27 protein-coding genes are annotated in these 25,371 nt (G+C 71.3%); 24 read left to right on the top strand and 3 right to left on the bottom strand.

Going from position 1 to position 25,371, the window contains the following annotated elements; translation table 11 throughout:
• Window positions 1-110: 110 nt before the first annotated feature.
• Entirely contained in the window at window positions 111-2,036 is a 1,926-nt protein-coding gene (ftsH, locus tag ACFQ79_RS24630; RefSeq protein ID WP_383586919.1) for an ATP-dependent zinc metalloprotease FtsH, read from the top strand.
• Window positions 2,037-2,076: 40 nt separating this feature from the next.
• Here the strand turns inward: ftsH and ACFQ79_RS24625 are convergent, their stop codons facing one another.
• Window positions 2,077-2,802 (bottom strand): class I SAM-dependent methyltransferase, encoded by a 726-nt coding sequence (locus ACFQ79_RS24625; protein WP_383586917.1) that lies wholly within the window; start codon window positions 2,800-2,802, stop codon window positions 2,077-2,079.
• A gap of 362 nt (window positions 2,803-3,164) precedes the next feature.
• On the opposite strand from ACFQ79_RS24625, the gene ACFQ79_RS24620 reads away from it, so the two are divergent.
• The 17 genes from ACFQ79_RS24620 to ACFQ79_RS24540 all read left to right on the top strand — a co-directional run bounded on the left by ACFQ79_RS24620 (window position 3,165) and on the right by ACFQ79_RS24540 (window position 16,325).
• Window positions 3,165-3,758 carry a hypothetical protein gene (locus tag ACFQ79_RS24620; protein ID WP_351787236.1) on the top strand — a complete coding sequence of 198 codons (594 nt, stop codon included), beginning with the start codon at window positions 3,165-3,167 and terminating at the stop codon, window positions 3,756-3,758.
• Between the two features lie 155 nt (window positions 3,759-3,913).
• Entirely contained in the window at window positions 3,914-4,357 is a 444-nt protein-coding gene (gene rpsP, locus ACFQ79_RS24615; protein WP_187623038.1) for a 30S ribosomal protein S16, read from the top strand.
• 2 nt (window positions 4,358-4,359) lie between these two features.
• Entirely contained in the window at window positions 4,360-4,599 is a 240-nt protein-coding gene (locus ACFQ79_RS24610; RefSeq protein ID WP_003980229.1) for an RNA-binding protein, read from the top strand.
• 116 nt (window positions 4,600-4,715) lie between these two features.
• Window positions 4,716-5,360: a ribosome maturation factor RimM gene (gene rimM / locus ACFQ79_RS24605; RefSeq protein WP_383586915.1), complete on the top strand. Its 645-nt coding sequence runs from the start codon at window positions 4,716-4,718 to the stop codon at window positions 5,358-5,360.
• A complete protein-coding gene (gene trmD / locus ACFQ79_RS24600; protein WP_266969673.1) occupies window positions 5,357-6,178 on the top strand; it encodes a tRNA (guanosine(37)-N1)-methyltransferase TrmD in 822 nt (273 codons plus the stop codon). Before rimM ends, trmD begins: the two co-directional genes overlap by 4 nt.
• A gap of 128 nt (window positions 6,179-6,306) precedes the next feature.
• On the top strand, window positions 6,307-6,657 hold the full coding sequence (gene rplS, locus ACFQ79_RS24595; protein WP_053644504.1) for a 50S ribosomal protein L19: 351 nt from the start codon (window positions 6,307-6,309) through the stop codon (window positions 6,655-6,657).
• Window positions 6,658-6,726: 69 nt separating this feature from the next.
• Window positions 6,727-7,560: a signal peptidase I gene (lepB, locus tag ACFQ79_RS24590; RefSeq protein ID WP_383586912.1), complete on the top strand. Its 834-nt coding sequence runs from the start codon at window positions 6,727-6,729 to the stop codon at window positions 7,558-7,560.
• The gene (lepB, locus tag ACFQ79_RS24585; RefSeq protein WP_383586910.1) at window positions 7,553-8,545 is read left to right on the top strand and encodes a signal peptidase I; all 993 of its coding nucleotides are present in this window, start codon (window positions 7,553-7,555) and stop codon (window positions 8,543-8,545) included. The genes lepB (ACFQ79_RS24590) and lepB (ACFQ79_RS24585) overlap by 8 nt, the downstream gene beginning before the upstream one ends.
• Window positions 8,514-9,458 (top strand): signal peptidase I, encoded by a 945-nt coding sequence (lepB, locus tag ACFQ79_RS24580; RefSeq protein WP_383586929.1) that lies wholly within the window; start codon window positions 8,514-8,516, stop codon window positions 9,456-9,458. Before lepB (ACFQ79_RS24585) ends, lepB (ACFQ79_RS24580) begins: the two co-directional genes overlap by 32 nt.
• A 74-nt stretch (window positions 9,459-9,532) precedes the next feature.
• On the top strand, window positions 9,533-10,309 hold the full coding sequence (gene lepB, locus ACFQ79_RS24575) for a signal peptidase I (protein WP_383586908.1): 777 nt from the start codon (window positions 9,533-9,535) through the stop codon (window positions 10,307-10,309).
• Window positions 10,306-10,881 (top strand): NUDIX hydrolase, encoded by a 576-nt coding sequence (locus ACFQ79_RS24570; RefSeq protein WP_383586906.1) that lies wholly within the window; start codon window positions 10,306-10,308, stop codon window positions 10,879-10,881. The genes lepB (ACFQ79_RS24575) and ACFQ79_RS24570 overlap by 4 nt, the downstream gene beginning before the upstream one ends.
• Before the next feature lie 55 nt (window positions 10,882-10,936).
• On the top strand, window positions 10,937-11,245 hold the full coding sequence (locus ACFQ79_RS24565; RefSeq protein ID WP_005311352.1) for a DUF2469 domain-containing protein: 309 nt from the start codon (window positions 10,937-10,939) through the stop codon (window positions 11,243-11,245).
• 170 nt (window positions 11,246-11,415) lie between these two features.
• Entirely contained in the window at window positions 11,416-11,781 is a 366-nt protein-coding gene (locus tag ACFQ79_RS24560) for a YraN family protein (protein WP_383586904.1), read from the top strand.
• A 1-nt stretch (window position 11,782) separates the two neighbouring features.
• The gene (locus tag ACFQ79_RS24555; RefSeq protein ID WP_383586902.1) at window positions 11,783-13,405 is read left to right on the top strand and encodes a YifB family Mg chelatase-like AAA ATPase; all 1,623 of its coding nucleotides are present in this window, start codon (window positions 11,783-11,785) and stop codon (window positions 13,403-13,405) included.
• Window positions 13,402-14,628: a DNA-processing protein DprA gene (gene dprA / locus ACFQ79_RS24550; protein ID WP_383586900.1), complete on the top strand. Its 1,227-nt coding sequence runs from the start codon at window positions 13,402-13,404 to the stop codon at window positions 14,626-14,628. The genes ACFQ79_RS24555 and dprA overlap by 4 nt, the downstream gene beginning before the upstream one ends.
• Window positions 14,629-14,867: 239 nt before the next feature.
• A complete protein-coding gene (gene whiG, locus ACFQ79_RS24545) occupies window positions 14,868-15,704 on the top strand; it encodes an RNA polymerase sigma factor WhiG (RefSeq protein ID WP_383586898.1) in 837 nt (278 codons plus the stop codon).
• 72 nt (window positions 15,705-15,776) lie between these two features.
• Window positions 15,777-16,325, top strand: coding sequence for a TetR/AcrR family transcriptional regulator (locus ACFQ79_RS24540; RefSeq protein ID WP_187623228.1), 549 nt, complete (start codon window positions 15,777-15,779; stop codon window positions 16,323-16,325).
• Window positions 16,326-16,394: 69 nt separating this feature from the next.
• Here ACFQ79_RS24540 and ACFQ79_RS24535 read toward each other — a convergent pair whose 3' ends face one another.
• Window positions 16,395-16,844, bottom strand: coding sequence for a murein hydrolase activator EnvC family protein (locus tag ACFQ79_RS24535; protein WP_383586896.1), 450 nt, complete (start codon window positions 16,842-16,844; stop codon window positions 16,395-16,397).
• 255 nt (window positions 16,845-17,099) lie between these two features.
• Here ACFQ79_RS24535 and rpsB point away from each other — a divergent pair, with 255 nt between their 5' ends.
• The 6 genes from rpsB (at window position 17,100) to ACFQ79_RS24505 (ending at window position 23,430) form a co-directional block, all read left to right on the top strand.
• Window positions 17,100-18,014 carry a 30S ribosomal protein S2 gene (gene rpsB / locus ACFQ79_RS24530; protein WP_383586895.1) on the top strand — a complete coding sequence of 305 codons (915 nt, stop codon included), beginning with the start codon at window positions 17,100-17,102 and terminating at the stop codon, window positions 18,012-18,014.
• Window positions 18,015-18,116: 102 nt separating this feature from the next.
• The gene (tsf, locus tag ACFQ79_RS24525) at window positions 18,117-18,953 is read left to right on the top strand and encodes a translation elongation factor Ts (protein ID WP_073912937.1); all 837 of its coding nucleotides are present in this window, start codon (window positions 18,117-18,119) and stop codon (window positions 18,951-18,953) included.
• 163 nt (window positions 18,954-19,116) lie between these two features.
• Window positions 19,117-19,881 (top strand): UMP kinase, encoded by a 765-nt coding sequence (gene pyrH / locus ACFQ79_RS24520; protein WP_015036487.1) that lies wholly within the window; start codon window positions 19,117-19,119, stop codon window positions 19,879-19,881.
• 94 nt (window positions 19,882-19,975) lie between these two features.
• Window positions 19,976-20,533 carry a ribosome recycling factor gene (gene frr / locus ACFQ79_RS24515; protein WP_030322321.1) on the top strand — a complete coding sequence of 186 codons (558 nt, stop codon included), beginning with the start codon at window positions 19,976-19,978 and terminating at the stop codon, window positions 20,531-20,533.
• Entirely contained in the window at window positions 20,533-21,636 is a 1,104-nt protein-coding gene (locus tag ACFQ79_RS24510; RefSeq protein WP_383586893.1) for a phosphatidate cytidylyltransferase, read from the top strand. The genes frr and ACFQ79_RS24510 overlap by 1 nt, the downstream gene beginning before the upstream one ends.
• A 156-nt stretch (window positions 21,637-21,792) precedes the next feature.
• Complete coding sequence (locus ACFQ79_RS24505) at window positions 21,793-23,430, top strand: MFS transporter (protein ID WP_383586891.1); 1,638 nt, start codon at window positions 21,793-21,795, stop codon at window positions 23,428-23,430.
• Window positions 23,431-23,572: 142 nt separating this feature from the next.
• Here ACFQ79_RS24505 and ACFQ79_RS24500 read toward each other — a convergent pair whose 3' ends face one another.
• On the bottom strand, window positions 23,573-25,288 hold the full coding sequence (locus tag ACFQ79_RS24500) for an RICIN domain-containing protein (protein WP_383586889.1): 1,716 nt from the start codon (window positions 25,286-25,288) through the stop codon (window positions 23,573-23,575).
• Window positions 25,289-25,371: the final 83 nt, after the last annotated feature.

The raw sequence follows: 25,371 nt of genomic DNA, 5'->3' as shown, positions 1-25,371 counted from the left end.
GGGCGGTGCGAAACCGCCCCGGGCCCCTTCTCATCCCTCCGGACCGCCCGCGATGCCGCGTTCGTCCCGCTCTTCGATACTGGGGCCACAGCCGCCCCGAGGAGAGCCACGTGGCCAACCCCGTACCCCCGCGCGACCGGACCGACCAGCCCTGGCGCTCGGAAGGGGCCCCGCCGCCACCGCCGGCGAAGAGGAAGATGCCCGGCGGCTGGGGCGGCCTCATCCTCACCGCCCTGGTCGTCTATCTGATCGCCAACCTCGTGCTGTCGTTCTTCAACCGGGGCGACGAGCCGACGATCTCGTACACCGAGTTCAGCAAGCAGGTGAACTCCGGCAACGTCACCAAGATCTACTCCAAGGGCGACGCGATCCAGGGGGAGCTGAAGAACAAGCAGCCCCTGCCCAACGGAGACAAGGGCGACTACAGCAAGTTCGTCACCCAGCGGCCCGCTTTCGCCGACGACAACCTCTGGGGAGAGCTGACCTCGAAGGGCGTCACCGTCACCGCGGAGCCGGTCGTCCAGGAGCGCAGCTTCCTCGCCAACCTGCTGATCTCGCTCGCGCCGATGCTGCTGCTCGTCGTGCTGTGGATCTTCATCGCCCGCCGGATGAGTTCCGGGATGGGCGGCGCCGGCGGCATGCTGGGCCGCAAGGCGCCGCCCAAACCCGTCGAACTGGAGGCCGGGGACAAGCGCACCACCTTCGCCGACGTCGCCGGCATCGACGAGGTCGAGGGCGAACTCAACGACGTCGTCGACTTCCTCAAGAATCCGCAGGCCTACCGCGAGATGGGCGCCAAGATGCCGCGCGGCGTGCTCCTCGCGGGCCCGCCCGGCACCGGCAAGACCCTGCTCGCCCGCGCCGTCGCGGGGGAGGCCGGGGTGCCGTTCTTCTCCGCCTCCGCGTCCGAGTTCATCGAGATGATCGTGGGCGTCGGCGCCTCCCGGGTCCGCGAGCTGTTCGCCGAGGCCCGCAAGGTCGCCCCCGCGATCATCTTCATCGACGAGATCGACACCATCGGCCGGGCCCGCGGCGGCGGCTCCGGGATGGGCGGCCACGACGAGCGCGAGCAGACCCTCAACCAGATCCTCACCGAGATGGACGGCTTCACCGGCTCCGAGGGCGTCATCGTCCTCGCCGCCACCAACCGCGCCGACGTCCTCGACCCCGCCCTCACCCGGCCCGGCCGCTTCGACCGGATCGTGCACGTCAACCCGCCGGACCGGGGCGGGCGCGAGGCGATCCTCAGGATCCACACCCGGGAGATCCCGCTCGCCAAGGACGTCGACCTGGAGCACGTCGCCCGCACCACCCCCGGCATGACCGGTGCCGAGCTGGCCAACCTCGCCAACGAGGCGGCCCTCCTCGCCGTGAAGCGCGACCAGAGGGCCGTCACCCAGTCGGACCTCTCCGACGCCCTGGAGAAGGTCCAGCTCGGCGCGGAACGGCCGCTGGTGATGCCCGCGGAGGAGCGTCGCCGGACCGCGTACCACGAGAGCGGCCACGCCCTCCTCGGCATGCTCCAGCCCGGCGCCGACCCGGTCCGCAAGATCACCATCGTGCCCCGGGGCCGCGCGCTCGGTGTCACGCTCTCCACCCCCGACGCCGACCGGTACGCCTACACCGAGGAGTACCTGCGCGGCCGGATCATCGGCGCCCTCGGCGGCATGGCCGCCGAACAGGTCGTCTTCGGGGTCGTCACCACCGGCGCCGAGAGCGACCTGGAGCAGGTCACCAACATCGCCCGGGGGATGGCGGGACGCTGGGGCATGAGCGAGCTCGTCGGCCGCCTCACCGCCATCCCGAGCGACGCCCAGCAGGCGTACGGACTCTCGGCGGCCCCCGCGACCCTCGACACCGTCGACGCGGAGATGCGGCGCATCGTCGACGAGTGCTACGAGAGCGCCGTACGGCAGCTCCACGAGCACCGCGACAAGCTGGACGCACTGGCCGCCGCGCTCCTGGAGAACGAGACCCTGGAAGAGGCCGACGCCTACCGCGCGGCGGGCATCACGCGCGCGGCGCGGGAGGACTGAGCCGGCCGTACGGGCCACCGGCGTCCGGCGGCCACGGGCCTCACCGCACCCGGGCGACGACGTACCGGAAGACGTTCGGCATCCACACCGTGCCGTCGGCGCGCACGTACGGAGCGAGCGCCTCCTCGATCTCCTTCTCGACCTGGGAGAGTTCCGTCGCCCGCACGGCCTCGTCGAACGCGCCCGTCGACAGCAGCCCGCGCACCGCGCTGCCCTCGTCGGCGTACCCGAAGGGACAGGCCACCCGTCCCGAACCGGCCGGCCGCAGCCCCGCACCCGCCGCCAGCCCCTCCAGGTCCGTCCGGAGGCCCGGCCGGCGGTCGGCGAGCCGGGCCGCGACGCGCAGCACCGCCTCCGTGGAACACCGCTCGGCCGGCCCCCAGCCGGCGAGCACGACCGTCGCGCCCGGTTGGGCCGTACGGGTGAGGGCCGCCAGCTCCGGCAGGAGCGCGTCCGTCGTGTGGAAGGCCGTGATCACGTCGTACGGGTCACCCTCGGGGGGCTCCTCCGTGACCGTCACGTCCGCGGGGAGCCGCTCCCTCGCCAGCTCCACGCGCGCGTGGTCCCGGTCCACGCCGGCCACCCGGGCGCCCCGCGCCGCCGCCATGAGAAGCGCCAGGCCGGAGCCGCAGCGGAGGCCCAGGACCCGGGTCCCGGCGCCCACGCCGAGGCGGTCGTACACCGCTTCGTAGAGCGGGACGAGCATCCGTTCCTGGATCTCGGCCCAGTCGCGCGCGGGGTGGTACGGGACGAGCGTAGGTGTCATGGAAAACTGCCCCAATCCGTGCTCGGACGACGACCCCCCGTAGCCAGGGAACTGCGCATCCCGTGCCGCGTCCAGTGCTCGCACCGCACCGATTCGTCCGGGAGAGAGGCGACCCGGTAATGTCCCTGTCACGCTTCCCCGATCCGTCCGGGAGGCCGTTCCCCAAGGGGCGCGCGCACCATGGCTACACGCCGGGGCGTATGCGCCGCTACGCACCAGCTTGACGCCCCCTGCGTGACTCCTCCGCAGATCGGCGCACTGGCCCTCGTCACGACACATCAACGGCAACTGACGGGTACGTGCAAAATATTTGGGATGCCCCGGAATGGAACCCGGGGGCGCTTCGGCTCGTTGTACGCGACGTGAGCACGACACCACCTGTTCTCGCCGCAGAGCTGGCACAGGCGTGGGCCGACATTCAGCGGCACCACCCCGAGCTGCCCGATCTTGCCGCGCCCGAGTCCCTGATCGGAGAGTCCTCGTCCGCCTGCGGCGCCGAGCTCTCCTTCGAACGACTGCTCCACGAGGCAGTCCACGGCATCGCCGCCGCCCGGGGTGTCCGCGACACCTCCCGCGCCGGCCGCTATCACAACCGCAGATTCCTCGCGATCGCCGAGGAGATGGGCCTCGACCACCCCGAGGAGCCGCACGCCAGCAGCGGCTTCTCCCTGGTCACGCTCAACCCCGAGGCGAGGCGGCGCTACCGCCCCACCATCGAGCGGCTCCAGCGCGCCCTCAAGGCCCACACGGTCGCCACGGCTGCCGACACCAAGCGCTCCTTCCGCGGACCGGCCGCCCGGCACGGCTCCTCGGGCGGCGGTGTCCGCGTCAAGGCCGTCTGCGACTGCGGACGCAATGTGCGCGTGGTGCCCTCGGTGCTCGCCCAGGCCCCGATCGTCTGCGGCGGCTGCGGCAAGCCCTTCCGTATCCCGGAGGCGGTGGGCGCCGCGAGCTGACCTCGCGGTGTGTGGCACAATGGCTAGCTGTACTCGACAGTCGCACAGGACCCCTCTCTCCTCCGGCTGACGCGTCCATCGGGCATCCGAGTACCGCAACCCCACGTGGCATCTCAAAGTGCCCAACCACGTCAAGACCAGGAGACACCACTCCAGTGGCAGTCAAGATCAAGCTCAAGCGCCTCGGCAAGATCCGCCAGCCCCACTACCGCATCGTCGTCGCCGACTCCCGCACCCGTCGGGACGGTCGCGCGATCGAGGAGATCGGCCTCTACCACCCGACGTACAACCCGTCGCGTATCGAGGTCGACTCCGAGCGTGCGCAGTACTGGCTGTCCGTCGGCGCCCAGCCGACCGAGCCGGTTCTCGCCATCCTGAAGCTCACGGGCGACTGGCAGAAGGCCAAGGGCCTCCCGGCCCCCGAGAAGGCCCTGCTCGTCCCCGCGACGAAGGAGGCCAAGCGCGCCTCGTTCGACGAGTTCGCGAAGGCCCTCGAGGGCGACGAGGCCAAGGGTGAGGCCATCACCCCGAAGGCCAAGAAGGCCGACAAGAAGGCGGACGAGGCCGAGGCCGCGTCCACCGAGTCGACCGAGGCCTGATCATGCTCGAGGAGGCTCTCGAGCACCTCGTGAAGGGCATCGTCGACAACCCCGACGACGTGCAGGTCGCCTCGCGCACCCTGCGCCGCGGTCGCGTGCTGGAGGTCCGGGTCCACCCGGACGACCTCGGCAAGGTGATCGGCCGCAACGGCCGCACCGCACGCGCGCTGCGTACCGTCGTGGGCGCCATCGGCGGCCGTGGCATCCGGGTCGACCTCGTCGACGTGGACCAGGTCCGCTGAGCAGGCCGGCAGCATCACCTTAGTTGTGCCGGCACGGGCCGGGGAGGGCTTACGAGCCCACCCCGGCCCGTTGTCGTTCGCGTCGTACGAGCTGTGTGACAGGAGAGTGTGGAGCAGTGCAGTTGGTAGTCGCGCGGATCGGCCGCGCCCACGGGATCAAGGGCGAGGTCACCGTCGAGGTACGCACGGACGAGCCCGAACTCAGGCTCGGCCCCGGTGCCGTACTGCGCACCGACCCGGCCTCCGCCGGGCCGCTGACCATCGAGACCGGCCGGGTGCACAGCGGCCGGCTGTTGCTGCGTTTCGAGGGCGTCCGCGACCGCAACGCCGCCGAGGCCCTGCGCAACATCCTCCTCATCGCCGAGGTCGACCCCACGGAGATGCCCGAGGAGGAGGACGAGTACTACGACCACCAGCTCATGGACCTGGACGTGGTGCTCGCCGACGGCACCGAGATCGGCCGCATCACCGAGATCTCCCACCTGCCGTCCCAGGACCTCTTCATCGTCGAGCGTCCCGACGGCACCGAGCTGATGATCCCGTTCGTCGAGTCGATCGTCACCGAGATCGACCTGGAGGAGCAGCGGGCAGTCATCGACCCGCCGCCCGGCCTGATCGACGACCGCGCCGAGATCGTCTCCTCCCGCGACGAGTCCGACGACGCGTCCGATGAAGAGTCCGGCGAGAAGCCCGCTGAGGATGAGGAGTCCGGCTGCTCCGGCGAGAAGTCCGACGACGCGTCCGGTGAGGCCCAGGCATGAGGCTCGACGTCGTCACGATCTTCCCCGAGTACCTCGAACCGCTGAACGTCTCCCTCGTCGGCAAGGCCCGCGCGCGCGGACAGCTCGACGTCCACGTCCACGACCTGCGGGACTGGACGTACGACCGGCACAACACCGTCGACGACACCCCGTACGGCGGCGGCCCCGGCATGGTCATGAAGACCGACCCCTGGGGCGACGCGCTCGACCAGACGCTCGCCGACGGCTACGAGAGCGGCGCCCACGGCCCCGTCATCGTGGTCCCGACCCCCAGCGGCCGGCCCTTCACCCAGGAGCTCGCCGTCGAGCTCTCCGAGCGGCCCTGGCTGATCTTCACCCCGGCCCGCTACGAGGGCATCGACCGCCGCGTCATGGACGAGTACGCGACCCGGATGCCCGTCTACGAGGTCTCCATCGGCGACTACGTCCTGGCCGGCGGCGAGGCGGCCGTCCTCGTCGTCACCGAGGCCGTCGCCCGCCTCCTGCCCGGCGTCCTCGGCAACGCCGAGTCCCACCGGGACGACTCCTTCGCCCCCGGCGCCATGGCCAACCTCCTCGAAGGCCCCGTCTACACCAAGCCCCCCGAGTGGCGCGGCCGGGGCATCCCCGACGTCCTGCTCAGCGGGCACCACGGCAAGATCGCCCGCTGGCGGCGCGACGAGGCCTTCCGCCGCACCGCCGCCCACCGGCCCGACCTCATCGAGCGCTGCGACCCGGCGGCCTTCGACAAGAAGGACCGCGAGATCCTCTCGATGATGGGCTGGGCGCCCGAGCCCGGCGGCCGATTTTGGCGCAAGCTAGACGACGTGGAAGAATAGGCCGCTGTCGTCCGTCCGGCGCGCGCCCCTGCCACAGGGGGAACGACGCCGCCAGGAGCGGACGATCTTCCGAATCACTTCGAACGTACCGCTGATGACCTGTGGCATCAGCGAGGAAAGAGACCTCCATGGCCTCCCTGCTCGACCAGGTCAACGCGGGTTCGCTCCGCTCCGACCTCCCCGCCTTCCGCCCCGGCGACACCGTGAACGTCCACGTGCGCGTCATCGAAGGCAGCCGCTCGCGTATCCAGCAGTTCAAGGGCGTCGTCATCCGTCGCCAGGGTTCGGGCGTCAGCGAGACCTTCACGGTCCGCAAGGTCTCGTTCTCCGTCGGCGTCGAGCGCACCTTCCCGGTGAACAGCCCGATCTTCGAGAAGATCGAGCTCGTGACCCGCGGTGACGTCCGTCGCGCCAAGCTCTACTACCTGCGTGAGCTGCGCGGCAAGGCTGCCAAGATCAAGGAGAAGCGCGACCGCTGAGCTCAGGCTCCCGGCACGCTCGACGCTTCCGAGCCCTCGCACAGGCAGTCCGGATAGGCTCTGCCAGCGATGGACACCGAAGCACAGCACACGGAGCGCGACCCCTCTTCCGGTACGGAGGACGGGTCGCGCTCCGCGCGCGTTTCCGAGGACACGAACGACGCGCGGGACACGGGGGACGCGGCCGCCGCGGCGGCAGACGCCGGGAGTGCGAGGAGCACCTCCTCCTGGCGGCGCACGGCCTTCGTGGGCGCCGCCTGCGTGACCTTCCTGCTGCTCCTGAGCCACTTCGTGATGCAGCCCTTCCTGATCCCCAGCCGCTCCATGGAACCGACCCTCCAGGTCGGCGACCGGATCCTGGTCAACAAGCTGGCGTACCGTTTCGGCAGCGAGCCGGGCCGGGGCGACGTCGTCGTCTTCGACGGCACCGGATCCTTCGTACGGGAGCAGCCCGGGGGCAATCCCGTCACCGGTCTCCTGCAGGACGGGGCGGCCGCCCTCGGCCTCGCCGAACCCGACGAGACCGACTTCGTGAAGCGGGTCGTCGGCATCGGCGGCGACCGGGTCGTCTGCTGCGACAAGGACGGCCGCCTCACCGTCAACGGCGTCCCCGTCGAGGAGCGTTACGTACTGCTCGGCGACCAGCCGTCCAGCGTGCCCTTCGACATCGTCGTCCCGCAGGACAGGCTCTGGGTCATGGGCGACCACCGCAGCCAGTCGAGCGACTCCCGCGACCACCTCGGCAGCCCCGGCGGCGGCATGGTCCCCGTCGACAGGGTCGTCGGCCGCGCCGACTGGATCGCCTGGCCCTTCGGCCGCTGGTCCACGGTCCAGGGGACCGACGCCTTCGACGCCGTACCCGCCGCTCCGGCCGGCGGACACGGGACGGCACCCCATGGGTAGCCGGGGCCGACCGCCGGGCGGCGGTCGCGCCGCCGACCAGGGACCCGAACCGGCCCCTTCGCTGCCGGGCCGGGCCGAGCGGCGCAGGCTCGCCCGCAAGGTCAAGCGGCGCAGGCAGCGCTCCGCGATCCGTGAGATCCCCATCCTGATCACGGTGGCCGTCCTCATCGCGCTCGTCCTGAAGACCTTCCTGGTCCAGGCGTTCGTCATTCCCTCGGGCTCCATGGAACAGACGATCCGCATCTCCGACCGGGTCCTCGTCGACAAGCTCACGCCCTGGTTCGGCTCCCGTCCGCAGCGCGGCGACGTCGTCGTCTTCAAGGACCCCGGCAACTGGCTCCAGCAGGAGGCCGCGCCGCCCGCCGACGACCCGGTCGGCATCAAGCAGGCCAAGCAGGCCCTCACCTTCATCGGGCTGCTGCCCTCCGCCGACGACCGCGACCTCATCAAGCGGGTCGTCGCCGTCGGGGGCGACACCGTCCGCTGCTGCGGCAAGGACGGGCGGATCACCGTCAACGGCGTACCGCTGGACGAGCCGTACCTGCACCCGGGCAACGAGCCGTCGACCATCCCCTTCGAGGTGAAGGTCCCGCAGGGCCGGATCTTCGTCCTCGGCGACCACCGCTCCGACTCGGCCGACTCCCGCTTCCACCTCGACGAGAAGGACCACGGCACCGTCTCCGAGGAGCAGGTCGTGGGCCGCGCCGTGGTGATCGCCTGGCCCGTCGCGCACTGGCGGGGCCTGGAGGAACGCGGGACCTTCGCCGCCGTACCGGACGCCCGTGCGAGTTCCGCGACCGCGCTCGGTCCGTCGCATAGTGTGTCCCAGCGGAATCTCAACGGATTCCCCGGGCTCCCGACCCCTGCGGAACTTCTGCTCGTTATGGGAGTGGTGGGCCTGTCCCTGTTCCGGGGCAGGCGATCGCACGGACTGAGGAGTGGATGTGGGGGATTTGGCCGTCGGCGCACGATCCGGACACGATGAGCCCGACAAGAGGGCCGGCGGGGCCTTCGGCGATGACACGACGGGTGACGACGTGACGGATGACGGGCAGGCGCAGCCGCCGGGCGGCGGGGCACCGGACGGCGGGACGCCGGACGACGGTGACGAGACGGCGGACGGCTCCGGCCGCCCCAGGAAGCCGCGTTCCTTCTGGAAGGAACTACCCCTTCTCGTCGGCATCGCGCTCGTCCTCGCCCTGCTGATCAAGACCTTCCTGGTGCAGGCGTTCTCGATCCCCTCGGAATCGATGATGAACACCCTCCAGCGGGGCGACCGGGTGCTCGTCGACAAGCTGACCCCCTGGTTCGGTTCCGAGCCCGAGCGCGGCGAGGTCGTCGTCTTCCACGACCCGGGCGGCTGGCTCGAGGGCCAGGAGACGCCCACGCCCAACGTGGTGCAGAAGTTCCTCAGCTTCATCGGCCTCATGCCGTCCGCCGAGGAGAAGGACCTCATCAAGCGGGTCATCGCCGTCGGCGGCGACACCGTGTCCTGCAAGGAGGGCGGCAAGGTCGTCCTCAACGGCGTGCCGCTGGACGAGACCTCGTACCTCTACCCCGGCTCCGTCCCCTGCCAGGACTCCTTCGGCCCGATCAAGGTGCCCGAGAACCGCATCTGGGTCATGGGCGACAACCGCCAGAACTCCCTCGACTCCCGCTTCCACCAGCAGCTCCCCGGGGGCGGCACGGTCTCCAACGACGAGGTCGTGGGCCGTGCGGTCGTGATCGCCTGGCCCGTCACCCGCTGGGCCACCCTCCCGGTGCCCGACATCTTCGACAACCCCGCGCTCAACAAGGCCCTGAGCGCCGCACCCCTCGGCGCGGCCGGTCTCGCCGGAGCGCTCCCGCTGGTCCTGTGGCGCCGGAAGAAGGCTGCCGCACGGCATACCGCCGAGTAGCGACCCGCGGGTAGGGTGCCGTCCCGGACCGTCGACAGACCAACGGTCCGCCGACAGACCTACGGGGTGCGCACATGAGCGGAAACATACGGACCAAGGGCGGCCACGGCCGCCTCGGCAGCACGCTGTCGGGGCTGGCCGTGGCCGTCGGCTGTGTGCTCTTCCTCGGCGGCTTCGTCTGGGGAGCCCTGCTCTACCAGCCGTACTCCGTCCCCAGCGACTCCATGACCCCCACCCTCGACGTCGGATCCAAGATCCTCGCCCAGCGCATCGACGGCGACGAGGTGAAGCACGGGGACGTCGTCGTCTTCACCGACCCCCTCTGGGGGAACACGCCCATGGTCAAGCGGGTCGCCGCGGTCGGCGGCGACACCGTCGCCTGCTGCGACGCGGACGGCCGCCTCACCGTCAACGGCCGGCCCGTCGACGAGCCCTATCTGAGGCCCGGACCGGGTGGCCGGATCGTCGCCTCAGGGACCGAGTTCTCCGTCACCGTCCCGCCCGCCAACCTCTTCCTCCTCGGCGACGACCGGCACACCTCGCTCGACTCCCGTACGCACATGGAGGAGGCCGGACAGGGCTCCGTGCCCCGCTCCTCCGTGGTCGCCAGGGTCGACGCCGTGGTCTGGCCCGCCAAGGGCCTCCTGGACCGCCCCACGGGCTTCGCCGGCCTTCCCGGCGGGATCTCGGAGCCCGGGCCCGTCATGCCCCTCCTGGGCGCGATCGCGGCCGGAGCCGCGCTGGTCCTCGCCGGCGGAGCGTACGGGCCGGTGGTACGACGGGTGGGCCGGCTGACGAAGCGCCGACCGGCGGGCACGGCTCCCGGGGCGCGGGAGAAGGTGGGTACATGACGGACTCCGACGCACGGCAGACGCGGGGGCCGGGTGCCGGTCCGGGTACCGGGTCGGGGGTCGCGTCGGGTGCCGGTCCGCAGGGGGAGGTCCGGCGGGTCGCGCGGGTCGTCCTGCTCGACGCCGACGACCGCATCCTTCTCATGCACGGGTACGAGCCCGACCACCCCGAGCAGACCTGGTGGTTCACGCCCGGGGGCGGCCTGGAGGGCGACGAGACCCGGCAGGAGGCGGCCCTGCGCGAGCTCGCCGAGGAGACCGGCATCACCGAGATCGACCTCGGGCCCGTGCTCTGGACGCGGTACTGCTCGTTCCCCTTCGACGGGCGCCGCTGGGACCAGGACGAGTGGTACTACCTCGCCCGCACCCGGAGGACCGAGGCCGCGCCCCGGCCCCAGGCCCTCACCGAGCTGGAGAACCGCAGCCTCGCGGGCCTCAGATGGTGGACCTCCGCCGAACTGTCGGCGGCCCGTGAGACGGTGTACCCGACCAGACTCGCCGAGCTGCTGCGCACGCTGCTCGACGAGGGACCTCCGCGTGCACCGGTGGTTCTCGCCCCGGAAATCGTTTAGGGGCGCGTCCGCCTGGCGCACAATAGGGGGACGCACGGCTGAAGGGGAACATGCCATGAGCGCCGAGGACCTCGAGAAGTACGAGACCGAGATGGAGCTGAAGCTCTACCGGGAGTACCGCGATGTCGTCGGGCTGTTCAAATACGTGATCGAGACCGAGCGGCGCTTCTACCTCACCAACGACTACGAGATGCAGGTGCACTCGGTCCAGGGCGAGGTCTTCTTCGAGGTCAGCATGGCCGATGCCTGGGTCTGGGACATGTACAGACCGGCCAGGTTCGTCAAGCAGGTCCGTGTCCTCACCTTCAAGGACGTGAACATCGAGGAGCTCAACAAGAGCGACCTCGAACTTCCCGGCAGCTGAACCGACCGCGCCCCGCCCCGGCCGAGTTCACCGGACCGCCCCCGACTTCGCCCGGCCCCTCCCGCCCTCGCCCGCAAGGGTGAGCAGGTTCTCCACAGGCACCCGGCCGTCCACAGTGCCGCACGCGATCCCACCACCTCCGTCACAGTCGGTGACGGAGGTGGTACCGCATGAACAGGACCCAAGCACTCGGACGGTACGGAGAAGAGCTGGCCACCCGCCTGCTCACCGCGACCGGCATGCACATCCTCGCCCGCAACTGGCGCTGCGGCCGGACCGGCGAGATCGACATCGTCGCCCGCCACGGCGACACCCTCGTCATCTGCGAGGTGAAGACCCGGCGCGACGGCGCGTACGAACACCCGATGGCCGCCGTCACACCCCGCAAGGCGGACCGGCTCCGGCGGCTCGCCGCCTGCTGGCTCGACCGCAACGGCGTCCCGGCCCCCCTCGGCGGCGTCCGCATCGACCTCGTCGGCATCGTCCTGCCCCGCCGCGGCGCCCCGCTCCTCACCCACGCCCGGGGGGTGGCCTGAGATGGGATTCGCCCGCACCTGCTCCGTCGCCCTCGTCGGTGTCGAAGGCGTCGTCGTCGAGGTCCAGGCCGACCTCGAACCCGGCGTCGCCGCGTTCACCCTCGTCGGCCTCCCCGACAAGAGCCTCACCGAGAGCCGCGACCGGGTCCGCGCCGCCGTCGTCAACTCCGGCGCCGAATGGCCCCAGAAGAAGCTCACCGTCGGACTCAGCCCCGCATCCGTACCGAAGGGCGGATCGGGCTTCGATCTCGCCGTGGCGGCGGCCGTGTTGGGCGCCGCCGAGCGCATCGACCCGCGGGCCATCGCCGACCTCGTCCTCATCGGCGAACTCGGCCTCGACGGACGCGTCCGGCCGGTCCGCGGCATCCTGCCCGCCGTCCTCGCCGCCGCCGACGCCGGGTACCGCCAGGTCGTCGTCCCCGAACAGACCGCGGGCGAGGCCTCCCTCGTCCCCGGGGTGTCCGTCCTCGGCGTCCGCAGCCTCCGCCAGCTCATCGCCGTCCTCACCGACGAACCCGTCCCGGAGGAGGAGCGCACCGAGGCCGGACGGCCCGACGCGATGCTCGCCGGCCTCCTCGTGCCCGGCGCCGGCCTCGGCACCGGGCTCGCCGCCGACCACACCGACCCCTCCGAAGGCCCCGACCTCGCCGACGTCGCCGGCCAGCACCGGGCCCGCCGCGCCCTCGAAGTCGCCGCCGCGGGCAGCCACCACCTCCTGCTCTCCGGACCGCCCGGCGCCGGGAAGACCATGCTGGCCGAGCGCCTCCCCGGCATCCTCCCGCCGCTCACCCGGCAGGAATCCCTCGAAGTCACCGCCGTCCACTCGGTCGCCGGCATCCTCCCGCCCGGCGAGCCCCTGGTCCGTCGCGCCCCCTACTGCGCGCCCCATCACTCCGCCACCATGCAGTCCCTCGTCGGCGGCGGAAACGGCCTTCCCAGGCCGGGCGCGGTCTCCCTCGCCCACCGGGGCATCCTCTTCCTGGACGAGGCCCCGGAGTTCTCGGGAAAGGCCCTCGACGCCCTCCGCCAACCCCTCGAATCCGGGCACGTCGTCATCGCCCGCGCCGCCGGAGTCGTCCGCCTCCCCGCCCGCTTTCTCCTCGCCCTCGCCGCCAACCCCTGCCCCTGCGGACGCCACACCCTGCACGGCGCGGGCTGCGAGTGCCCCGCCGCGCTCGTCCGCCGCTACCAGGCACGTCTCTCCGGACCCCTCCTCGACCGTGTCGACCTCCGGGTCGAGGTCGAACCCGTCACCCGCTCCGACCTCCTCGGCCGGGGAGGCCGCAGCGAGACCACCGAGGCCGTCGCGGCACGCGTCCGCGAAGCCCGCGACCGTGCCGCCGCCCGCCTCGCCGACACCCCCTGGAACGTCAACAGCGAGATCCCCGGGCACGAACTCCGCACCCGCTACCTCGCCGCCCCCGGAGCCCTCGCCACCGCCGAACGCGACATCGAACGCGGACTCCTCACCGCCCGCGGCCTCGACCGGGTCCTCCGGGTCGCCTGGACCGTCGCCGACCTCGCAGGACACGACCGCCCCGACAGCGAGGACATCGCCCTCGCCCTCGAACTGCGCACCGGCATCGCCCGCGGCGTGCCCGTCGAAGCGGGGGACCGCGCATGAACATCCCCGGCCCCCGCCCCGGCCCCGGCACCCCGGGCTCCGCGTCCATGGACGAGCGACGGGCACGGGCCGCGCTCAGCCGCGCCGTCGAACCCGGTGACGAACACGCGGGCCGCTGGCTCCACCGCTACGGAGCCATCGGCTTCCTCGACCGGCTCCTCGGCACCACGCCCGCTCGCCGCGCTCCCCGGGGGGACGGTGACGCCGACCCCTTCCCCGGTACCGGAGCGAAACGCGTAGCCTCCTGGCGACTGCGCGCCGCCGCCGCCGATCCCGGCCGCGACCTCGCCGCCATCCACGACCTCGGCGGACGCTTCCTCGTCCCCGGCGACACCGAATGGCCCCGCCAGCTCGACGACCTCGCGGACGCCCGCCCCCTCGGCCTCTGGGTCCGGGGCCCCGCCGACCTGCGCACCTGGGCCCTCCGCTCCGTCGCGCTCGTCGGCGCCCGGGCCTGTACCCCGTACGGCGCCCACACCGCCGCCGACCTCGCCACCGGCCTCGCCCGCCAAGGCTGGGTCGTCGTCTCCGGGGCCGCCTACGGCATCGACGGCGCCGCCCACCGCGGCGCACTGGCAGCGGGCGGCGCCACCGTCGCCGTCCTCGCCTGCGGCGTCGACACCCCGTACCCCCGCGGTCATGACCAGCTCATCCGGCGCATCGCCGAACAAGGCCTGGTCGTGGGGGAGTTGCCGCCCGACAGTCACCCCACCCCCAGCCGCTTCATCCTCCGCAACCGGGTCATCGCCGCCCTCACCCGGGGCACCGTGGTGATCGAGGCCCGACACCGCAGCGGTTCGCTCGTCACCGCCCGCGCCGCCGCCCGCCTCGGCCGTCACACCATGGGCGTCCCCGGCCCCGTGACCAGCGCACTCTCCGCCGGCGTCCATGAACTCCTCCGCGGCGACGCCGCCCTCGTCACCGACGCCGACGAGATCGTCGAACTCGTCGGCGACATGGGCCAGCTCGCCCCGGCGCGCCGGGGGCCCGTCCTCCCGCGCGACCTCCTCGCCCCGGCCGCGGCGCACATCCTCGAAGCCGTCCCGGCCCGCGGCCCCACCCCCGCCACCGTCATCGCCCGTCGCGCCGGAACCACCCCCGACGACACCCTCGCCAGGCTGTACGAACTCCACTCGCTCGGCTTCGTCGAACGGCACGGAGAGGGCTGGCAGTTGACGAACGCGACGACTCCCGCGTCGAACGCGCGGCGAGGCGGTACTTGACCTGGAGCATTCGGGTGAAAGGGTGATGGCGATGAACAATCGAGTTCTCTCGGCCGCACCCGAGGGGCCGACACGCGCCACGGCCCGGGTTCGAAGATGTGGCCGACGGCGTCCACCCGGAGCGGCGCGATCCGCCGATGTTCGCGCACCGCGACCGCGCACTCACGCTACGCTCACCAGAATTCCGTCCATGACACCCGCACCGACACACCCGACAGCAGAACGGCTCAAGGCAACGCATGCCCCAGCACACCTCCGGGTCTGACCGCGCTGCGGTGCCCCCAGCAGCCCGGTGCACCGTGCGACCACCCGCACCGACCTCCCTCGACGAACTGTGGCGGTCGTACAAGGACACGGGCGACGAGCGGCTGCGGGAACAGCTGATCCTGCACTACTCGCCCCTCGTCAAGTACGTCGCGGGACGAGTCAGCGTCGGGCTGCCGTCCAACGTGGAACAGGCCGACTTCGTCTCCTCCGGCGTCTTCGGCCTCATCGACGCCATCGAGAAGTTCGACGTCGAGCGCGCGATCAAGTTCGAGACGTATGCCATCACCCGCATCCGCGGTGCCATGATCGACGAGCTCCGCGCCCTCGACTGGATCCCGCGCTCCGTCCGCCAGAAGGCCCGCAACGTCGAGCGCGCGTACGCCACCCTCGAAGCCCAGCTCCGGCGCACCCCCTCCGAGACCGAGGTCGCCGCGGAGATGGACGTCACGCTCGAGGAACTGCACGCGGTTTTCAGCCAGTTGTCCCTGGCGAACGTCGTCGCCCTCGAAGAGCTGCTGCACGTCGGCGGCGAGGGCGGCGACCGGCTCTCCCTGATGGACACCCTCGAGGACACCGCCGCCGACAACCCCGTCGAGGTCGCCGAGGACCGCGAGCTGCGCCGGCTGCTCGCCCGCGCCATCAACACCCTCCCCGAGCGGGAGAAGACCGTCGTCACGCTCTACTACTACGAGGGCCTCACCCTCGCCGAGATCGGCCACGTCCTCGGCGTCACCGAGAGCCGCGTCAGCCAGATCCACACCAAGTCCGTCCTCCAGCTCCGGGCCAAGCTGGCCGACGTCGGACGCTGACCCGGCACGAGCCGGTCGTACAGTGGAGCCGTGCCCAGGATTCGAGCGGCCTCGGTGGCCGAGCACCGGACGATGCAGCGTGGCGCCCTCCTGGACGCCGCGCGTGCCCTGCTGTCCGAGGGCGGTACGGAGGCGCTGACCTTCCCCGCACTCGCCGAGCGCACGGGCCTCGCCCGTTCCTCGGTGTACGAGTACTTCCGATCGCGCGCGGCCGTCGTCGAAGAGCTGTGCGCGGTCGACTTCCCCGTCTGGGCGGCCGAGGTAGAGGTCGCCATGGACGGCGCGGACACCCCGCAGGGCAAGGTCGAGGCCTATGTCCGCAAGCAGCTGGAGCTCGTCGGCGACCGCCGGCACCGCGCGGTCGTCGCCATCTCGGCGAGCGAGCTCGACGACGGCGCCCGGGAGAAGATCCGCGCGGCACACGGCGGACTCGTCGCCATGATCGTCGAAGCGCTCGCGGCCCTGGGGCAGCCCCAGCCCCGCCTGGGCGCGATGCTCCTCCAGGGCGTCGTCGACGCCGCGGTCCGCCGCGTCGAGCTCGGCGCGGCCGAGAACCCCGAGGAGATCGCCGAGGCGGCGGTGACGATGGCCCTCCACGGGGTCAACGGCACCCAGGCCTGACCGCCCGCGCACGGCACCCGGCTCCGAGCAACCGAACATTCGACCGGCCGGTCACCCCGACCGTCCCGGTCACCCGCCGACCGGCAGCAGGCGCGACGGGGCGCGGGGGGTCAGGAGCAGCGGGTTCAGGTACCGGTCGCCTCTGAGGAGACCCCAGTGGAGGCAGCTCTCCGGGCAGTGCGTGCCGGGGGCGACCCGGGCGACCGGGGTGCCGGCCGCGACCCGCGTGCCGGTCCTCACCAGCGGAGTCACCGGGGAGAAGGTGGTCCGCAGCGGGGGTGCGCCCGAGTGCGGCAGGGTGAGGGTGAGGACTCCGCGCCCGCCGACCGGGCCCGCGAAGGTGACCGTCCCCGCGACCGGGGCCACGACGAGGGTCTCCGGCGGGGCGGCCAGGTCGACGCCGCGATGGCCGGCCGCGTAGGGCCCCGGCGGTGGCTGCCAGCCGCGGAGGATCTCCGGGAGCGGCGGGCCCACCGGCCACAGGAGGCCGAGGGTCAGGATCAGTGCCGTGAGGTGCATGGGAGAACGCTCCCCCGCAGGTCCGGTGCGCAGGGGTCACGGACGGTGTCTGTGGACCGCCCGCCGGTTGTGGACAGCGCCGTCACCCGCTGCTCCCGGGGTCCCGTACACTTCCTATGGCGACCCGGGTCACCGGGTCGACTTCGCACGCCCCGCCACTACCCTCACCGGCCGTGGCAGCGCCTTTCGGTCCCTCGCGGGCATGGCGCGTCGGGGCGTCAGGAACATAACCGAGAAACCCAAGGAGATACGGCCATGGCCGTCGTCACGATGCGGGAGCTGCTGGAGAGCGGCGTCCACTTCGGTCACCAGACCCGTCGCTGGAACCCGAAGATGAAGCGCTTCATCTTCACCGAGCGCAACGGCATCTACATCATCGACCTGCTCCAGTCGCTGTCGTACATCGACCGCGCCTACGAGTTCGTCAAGGAGACCGTCGCGCACGGCGGCTCCATCATGTTCGTCGGTACGAAGAAGCAGGCCCAGGAGGCCATCGCCGAGCAGGCGACGCGTGTCGGCATGCCGTACGTCAACCAGCGTTGGCTCGGTGGCATGCTCACCAACTTCTCCACCGTCTACAAGCGTCTGCAGCGCCTCAAGGAGCTCGAGCAGATCGACTTCGAGGATGTGGCCGCCTCCGGCCTCACCAAGAAGGAGCTCCTGGTCCTCTCCCGCGAGAAGGCCAAGCTGGAGAAGACCCTTGGTGGTATCCGCGAGATGCAGAAGGTGCCCAGCGCCGTCTGGATCGTCGACACCAAGAAGGAGCACATCGCCGTCGGTGAGGCGCGCAAGCTCCACATCCCGGTCGTCGCGATCCTCGACACCAACTGCGACCCCGACGAGGTCGACTACAAGATCCCGGGCAACGACGACGCGATCCGCTCCGTCACCCTGCTCACCCGCGTGATCGCCGACGCCGTCGCCGAGGGCCTCATCGCCCGCTCCGGCGCCGCGACCGGCGACTCGAAGCCGGGCGAGAAGGCCGCCGGCGAGCCCCTCGCCGAGTGGGAGCGCGACCTGCTCGAGGGTGAGAAGAAGGCCGACGACGCCGAGGTCCAGACCTCCGCCGAGACCGAGAAGGTCGCCGACGCCGAGGCCGCCGACGCCCCGGCCGAGGTCGCCGCCGAGGCTGCCGCCGAGGCTCCGGCCGCGGACGCCGAGCAGGCCTGACCCTTCAGGACCTTCGGGTGACGACGGCGGGGGCCCACGAAGCCCCCGCCGTCCACCCGTGGACCCGCCCGATCTTTCAGACTTCGAGAGAGAAACAGACTCATGGCGAACTACACCGCCGCTGACGTCAAGAAGCTCCGCGAGCTCACCGGCGCCGGCATGATGGACTGCAAGAAGGCCCTCGACGAGGCCGACGGCAACGTCGACAAGGCCGTCGAGGCCCTGCGCATCAAGGGCCAGAAGGGTGTCGCCAAGCGCGAGGGCCGCTCCGCCGAGAACGGCGCCGTGGTCTCCCTCATCGCCGACGACAACACCTCCGGCGTCCTCGTCGAGCTGAAGTGCGAGACGGACTTCGTCGCCAAGGGTGACAAGTTCCAGGCCGTCGCCAACCAGCTGGCCGCGCACGTCGCCGCGACCGCCCCGGCCGACATCGAGGCGCTGCTCGCCTCCGAGATCGAGGCCGGCAAGACCGTGCAGGCGTTCGTCGACGAGGCCAACGCCAACCTCGGCGAGAAGATCGTCCTGGACCGCTTCGCGCAGTACGCCGACGGCTTCGTCTTCGCGTACATGCACCGCACGATGCCGGACCTCCCGCCGCAGATCGGTGTCCTCGTCGAGTTCGACAAGGCCGACGCCGCCGTCGCCAAGGGTGTCGCCCAGCACATCGCCGCCTTCGCGCCGAAGTACCTCACCCGTGAGGACGTTCCGGCCGAGGTCGTCGAGACCGAGCGTCGCGTCGCCGAGGAGACCACCCGCGCCGAGGGCAAGCCCGAGGCCGCGCTCCCGAAGATCGTCGAGGGTCGCGTGAACGGCTTCTTCAAGGACGCGACGCTGCTCGGTCAGCCGTACGCCCTTGACAACAAGAAGTCCGTCCAGCAGATCCTGGACGAGGCCGGTGTCACCCTGAAGCGCTTCACCCGCATCAAGGTCGGCATCTGAGTCCGTACGCGAACGCGACGGACACCGGACCCCGGTAGGGTCTGAGGCAGTCGTCCGCGCACGCGCAGGACGACCGCAGATCTGACGAGGAGGCCATTGCCGTACGGGAAACCGCGAGGACCCAAGGCAATGGCCTCCTTCGTATGTGCACGAGGAGATCTCCATGAACCAGGGCGCCGTACAGGGCGACGACAACAACGGCAAGAAGGCCGGCCGCTACATGCTGAAGCTGTCCGGAGAAGCCTTCTCCGGCGGTACCGGCCTGGGCGTCGACCCCGACGTCGTGCACGCCATCGCGCGTGAGATCGCGGCCGTCGTCCGCGACGGCGCGGAGATCGCGATCGTGATCGGCGGAGGCAACTTCTTCCGTGGCGCCGAACTCCAGCAGCGCGGCATGGACCGGGCCCGCTCCGACTACATGGGCATGCTCGGCACCGTGATGAACTGCCTCGCCCTCCAGGACTTCCTGGAGAAGGAGGGCATCGACTCCCGGGTCCAGACCGCCATCACCATGGGCCAGGTCGCCGAGCCGTACATCCCGCTGCGCGCCGTGCGCCACCTGGAGAAGGGCCGCGTGGTCATCTTCGGTGCGGGCATGGGCATGCCGTACTTCTCCACGGACACCACCGCCGCCCAGCGCGCCCTGGAGATCGACGCCGAGGCGCTCCTCATGGGCAAGAACGGCGTGGACGGCGTGTACGACTCCGACCCGAAGGCCAACCCCGACGCGGTCAAGTTCGACGCACTGGAGTACGGCGAGGTGATCTCCCGCGACCTCAAGGTCGCCGACGCCACCGCCATCACCCTGTGCCGGGACAACAACCTCCCGATCCTCGTCTTCGAACTGCTCACCGAGGGCAATATCGCTCGCGCGGTGAAGGGTGAGAAGATCGGCACGCTCGTGAGCGACCAGGGCACCCGGGCCTGACCCGAACCGGGGAACCGCCCCGCAAGGGGATGGACAGAGCCCTGCCGGTCGTACACCGTGCAGGACACAACGCGACGACACGCAGGAGCATGTGGTGATCGAAGAGACCCTCCTCGAGGCCGAGGAGAAGATGGAGAAGGCCGTCGTGGTCGCCAAGGAGGACTTCGCCGCGATCCGCACCGGCCGTGCGCACCCGGCGATGTTCAACAAGATCGTGGCGGACTACTACGGTGCCATCACCCCCATCAACCAGCTGGCGTCCTTCTCCGTTCCGGAGCCGCGGATGGCCGTGGTGACCCCGTTCGACAAGAGCGCGCTGCGCAACATCGAGCAGGCGATCCGGGACTCGGACCTCGGCGTCAACCCGAGCAACGACGGCAACATCATCCGGGTGGTGTTCCCCGAGCTGACGGAGGAGCGCCGCCGGGAGTACATCAAGGTCGCCAAGGGCAAGGCCGAGGACTCGAAGATCTCGATCCGCTCGGTCCGCCGCAAGGCCAAGGAGACCATCGACAAGCTCGTCAAGGACGGCGAGGTCGGCGAGGACGAGGGCCGCCGCGCCGAGAAGGAGCTCGACGACACCACCGCGAAGTACGTCTCGCAGGTGGACGAGCTGCTCAAGCACAAGGAAGCCGAGCTGCTCGAGGTCTGATGAACGACTCTTCCTGGGGGGCCCCGGCCGGTTCCGGCCGTGGGGGACCCGACCAGGGGCCCGTCCCGGCGGGTCCCGCATACGATCGGCAGCAGGCGGCGCAGACTCGGCCCATGCCCATCGTGCCCGACGTTCCCGCCGGCGGATTCCAGGACGGTCACGGCCGGGGGGCCGCTCACCCGAGCGGTCCCCTGTTCCGTGACGAGACGCCGCACGAGCACCCGCAGGAGCCCATGCCCAGCCCCACCCCGCCTCCGCCGCCCGCGCCGCCGGCGCCACGGCAGAAGAAGAGCGCGGGGCGCAATCTGGGCGCGGCCATAGGGGTCGGGGTCGGCCTCGGGGCCGTCATCATCGCCTCGCTGTACGTCTGGGCTCCGGCGTTCGTCGGTGTGATAGCGGTCGCCGTGGTGGTCGGGCTGTGGGAGCTGACCTCCCGCCTCCAGGAGCGCAAGGGCATCAAGGCTCCGCTGGTGCCGCTCGCGGTCGGCGGTGCGGCGATGGTCGTCGCCGGCTACGTCCGGGGGCCCGAGGGCGCCTGGGTGGCGATGGCGCTCACGGCGCTCGCGGTACTCGTCTGGCGGATGACGGAGCCTCCCGAGGGCTATCTGAAGGACGTCACGGCGGGTGTGTTCGCGGCGTTCTACGTGCCGTTCCTGGCGACGTTCGTGGCGTTGATGCTGACGGCCGACGACGGCCCGGAGCGGGTGCTGACGTTCCTGGTGCTCACGGTGGTCAGCGACACGGGTGCGTACGCGATCGGCTGGCGCTTCGGCAAGCACAAGCTGGCACCGAGGATCAGTCCCGGCAAGACCCGTGAGGGGCTGTTCGGGGCGGTGACCTTCGCGATGGCGGCGGGCGCGCTGTGCATGCAGTTCATGATCGACGACGGTGTCTGGTGGCAGGGTCTGCTGCTGGGTCTCGCGGTGGCGACGAGTGCGACGCTCGGCGACCTCGGCGAGTCGATGATCAAGCGGGACCTGGGCATCAAGGACATGGGCACCCTGCTGCCGGGGCACGGCGGGATCATGGACCGGCTGGACTCGCTGCTGCCGACGGCTCCGGTCGTGTGGCTGCTGTTCGTGATCTTCGTCGGTTCGACCTGATCCGTACGCGTGTGCCATAAGGGCCCGTCACCCTCCGGGGGTGACGGGCCCTTGTGCATGGCCTTGCGCCTGGCCTTGCGCCTGGCCTTGCGCATGGGGGCTGCCGGCAGCGGCGGCCGCCGAGCCGAAACCATCCCGTATGGGGACAATGCGGTCATGACTTCCCAAGCAGGCTCCGGCCGGGCACCCGCGGGGGCGCGGCTCGTCCTGCTGACGCTCGCGGCGGGCCAGTTCCTGATGGCCCTCGACAGCTCCGTCATGAACGTGGCGATCGCGACCGTGGCCGAGGACGTGGGCACGACGGTGACCGGGATCCAGGGCGCCATCACCGCGTACACGCTGGTGATGGCGATGTTCATGATCCCCGGGGGCAAGGTCGGGGTGCTGATCGGCCGCCGGCGCGCGTTCATGATCGGCTGTGTGATCTACGGCTGCGGCTCGCTGACCACCGCGCTCGCGCCGAACCTCCCCGTGCTGCTGTTCGGCTGGTCGTTCCTCGAAGGCATCGGGGCGGCGCTCATCCTGCCGTCGATCGTGGCGCTCGTGGCCGGCAACTTCCCCACCGAGGGGCGGGCCGCGGCGTACGGCATCGTGGCGGCGGCGGGCGCCGTGGCCATCGGGCTCGGACCGCTCATCGGCGGTGTCGCCACCACGTACTTCTCCTGGCGCTGGGTCTTCGCCGGCGAGGTCCTGGTCGTGCTCGTCATCCTGGTGTTCGCCCGCCGCATCGCCGACGCCGGCGAGGAGGAACACCCGCGCATCGATCTCGTCGGCGCCGTCCTGTCCGCCGCCGGGCTCGGGATCTTCGTCTACGGCGTCCTGCGCTCGGACGAATGGGGCTGGGTCCGGCCGAAGGCCGACGCGCCCGCATGGCTCGGGGTGTCGCTGACCGTGTGGCTGATGATGGCGGGCCTGCTCCTGGTGTACCTGTTCCTCCGCTGGGAGGCCCGGCTCGTCGAGCGGGGCAGGGAGCCGCTGGTCGACCCGGCCATGCTGCGGAACAAGCAGCTCACCGGCGGTCTGACGATGTTCTTCTTCCAGTACCTCGTGCAGATGGGCGTCTTCTTCGTCGTCCCGCTCTATCTGTCCGTGGCCCTCGGTCTGTCCGCGCTGCAGACGGGCGCCCGGATCCTGCCGCTCTCGCTGACGCTGCTCGCCGCCGCGGTCCTCATCCCGCGCTTCCTCCCCGACGTCTCGCCCCGGCGGGTGGTGCGGACCGGGGTGGTGGCGCTCCTGGCCGGTGCGGTCGCCCTGATGGCCGCGCTGGACGCGGACGCCGGAGCCGAGATCGTCACCGTCCCGCTGCTGCTGATCGGCTTCGGGATGGGGGCCCTGGCCTCCCAGCTCGGATCGGTCACGGTGTCCGCCGTTCCGGACCGGCAGAGCGCGGAGGTCGGCGGCATCCAGAACGCCGTCACCAACCTCGGCTCCTCGATGGGCACGGCGCTCGCGGGCTCCCTGATGATCGCGGCGCTCACCTCGTCGTTCCTGGGCGCCGTGGAGCGGAACCCGGCCGTGCCGGCCGAGGTGAAGAGCCAGGCCGTGGTCGAGCTGCAGAGCGGTGTCCCGTTCCTCTCGGACGCCCAGCTGACGGCCGCCCTCGACGAGGCGGGCACCAGCGAGGAGGTCGCCGAGGCCGCCCTGGAGGCGAACGAGGCCGCCCGCCTGGACGGCCTGAAGGCGGCCCTCGCGATCCTGGCCGGCGCGTCCGTCGTGGCGCTCTTCTTCACCCACCGCATCCCCCGGACCCAGCCCAGGGCCCCCGGGACCCAGCCCCGGGCCCCCGCCTCCTGAGGCGGCGAACCGGTCCGCGGGCGCGCGTCTCCCCCAAAGGCGCGTCGTGATCACGGAGGGGCCGGCCCCGGTGCGGACACTGTTGGTCGAGTGTCCTGGTGCGGGCCGGCCCCTTGGCGGTGTGCGGGGAGCGGGTGCGGGGCTAGAAGCCCTTCACCACCCAGTCCTGGACGTCAGGAGTGGGGCTGCCCTGGGTCCACAGGGTCAGCCAGACGCCGTTGCCGAAGGAGTTGCCCTTCGGCGTGATGGCCTTGCCGTAGGCGTTCACGGCGCTGCCGTCGGCCGAGGGGGAGAACCGCTGGACGTCGCTGGAGGGGTTGCACGTCCACAGGGTCAGGAGCGCGCCGTTGGTGTTCGCGCCGTTCGCCTCGGGGGTGATGCACTTGCCGCTCGCCTTGTGGACGATCAGGCCGTTCTCGTACTTCCAGCGCTGGCCGTCGGCTCCCGTGCAGGTCCACACCGTGATCGGCGTGCCGTTGGCGGTGCCGTTGCCCTGGGGTGTCGCGCAGACGGAGCCCGCCTGGTGGAAGTTGGTGAGCCAGCTCCAGCCGTCGACGGGCTTGCCGGCGTCGGGCTCGATGTTGAACACGACCCTGCGCGGTCCGCTGGAGTCCACGAGCGCCTCGTTGGCGCCCCAGAGCCGCTTGGCGAGGGGGTCCCAGGAGAGGCCCTGGGTCAGCTGCGGCGCCTGGGTGAGGACGTGGGGCGCTTCGCCGGGCCTGGCCACGTGGATGCAGGAGTAGAGCTCGGTGCCGCCCGGCCAGTACGTCGGGCACGTGCCGCTCATGTAGTAGTTGGTGCCGTCCGTGGCCGTGCCCTGGATGCCCCAGACGGGCGAGGAGTAGCCCGTGGTCTCCGAGGCCACCGTGGTGGGGAGGCCGGTGCCGAGGGCCGACAGGGGCCAGCGGACGATGCGGGCGCCCGCGCCCGAGCGGTTCTCCACCGAGACCAGGGCCGGCGTCGCGCCGGAGCGGTCGACGCTGAGGCTGCTCAGGCACAGCTCGCCGTTGAGGCTCGGGCCGCAGGCGCGGGGGCTGTTGTTGAGCCAGGCCGTGGAGGCGTTGTCGACCGCGGCGGTGCTGATGGTGCTGTAGCGGGCGACGAGCGGCATCGCCCAGAGGTGGTACCGGGCGGAGGTCTTGCCCGCGTTCAGGCGGGTGAGGGCGCTCGTGGTGTCGTTCATGCGCCACATGCGGGTCAGGTCGAAGACCTGGAGTTCCGCGCCGTTGGCGACGAACAGCCGGTTGCCGTACCAGGCGACGCCGTCCGAGTGCGAGATGTACTCGAGGGGCTTGAAGTTGCCGTTGACCGGCTCCACGAGCGCGATGTGCCCGTACTTGACCTGGCCGCCGGCCGACTCCGTGATCGTGACCCGCGCGTAGTCCTCGACGGTCTCCGGCTTCCGGTCCTTGACCCAGGTGCCGTGGTACCAGGCGGTGGCGGTGAGGGAGCGGCCCGCATACAGCCCGTCGGCGGTGGCGGCATGCGAACCCGCGAAGCCCTGCGGCATCCAGCCGCCGCCGGCGTCGGCGTAGTTGGACCGGTCGTCCTCGTCGTCCCAGCAGAACCCGTCGGGCTTGAGGGCGCCGTTCAGTCCGGTGGCGTGGCAGAGCCCCGGACGTCCGGTACGGGTGCCCAGGACGTCGGTGACGGACGCCTTGGCGACTCCGGCGGCCTCGGCGGAGTCGATGAGGCCCGTCTTGTCCCCGTCGACGCGGGTGAGCTTGAAGTTCGCGGTGAACGGGTCCAGACCCGAGGCGGCCTGGGCGGGCTGGGCGGGAAGCAGGACCGAGGCGGCCACGGCCGCGCCGAGTGCGAACCGGGCGAGGCGGTTTCTTCGTCCGAACGTGAGTTTCATTCGGGCAGGCTACGTGGCTCCGTTCCTCCATGATCATCTTCTTCACCGGGTCTTCACGCAGGTCACAGGGTCTGCGCAGGCTT

The sequence above is a fragment of the Streptomyces sp. NPDC056480 genome, from assembly GCF_042795405.1.
Taxonomy (GTDB): Bacteria; Actinomycetota; Actinomycetes; order Streptomycetales; family Streptomycetaceae; genus Streptomyces.
Note: the sequence above shows the minus strand (reverse complement) of the source record. Positions and strands in the feature narration are given on the sequence as shown.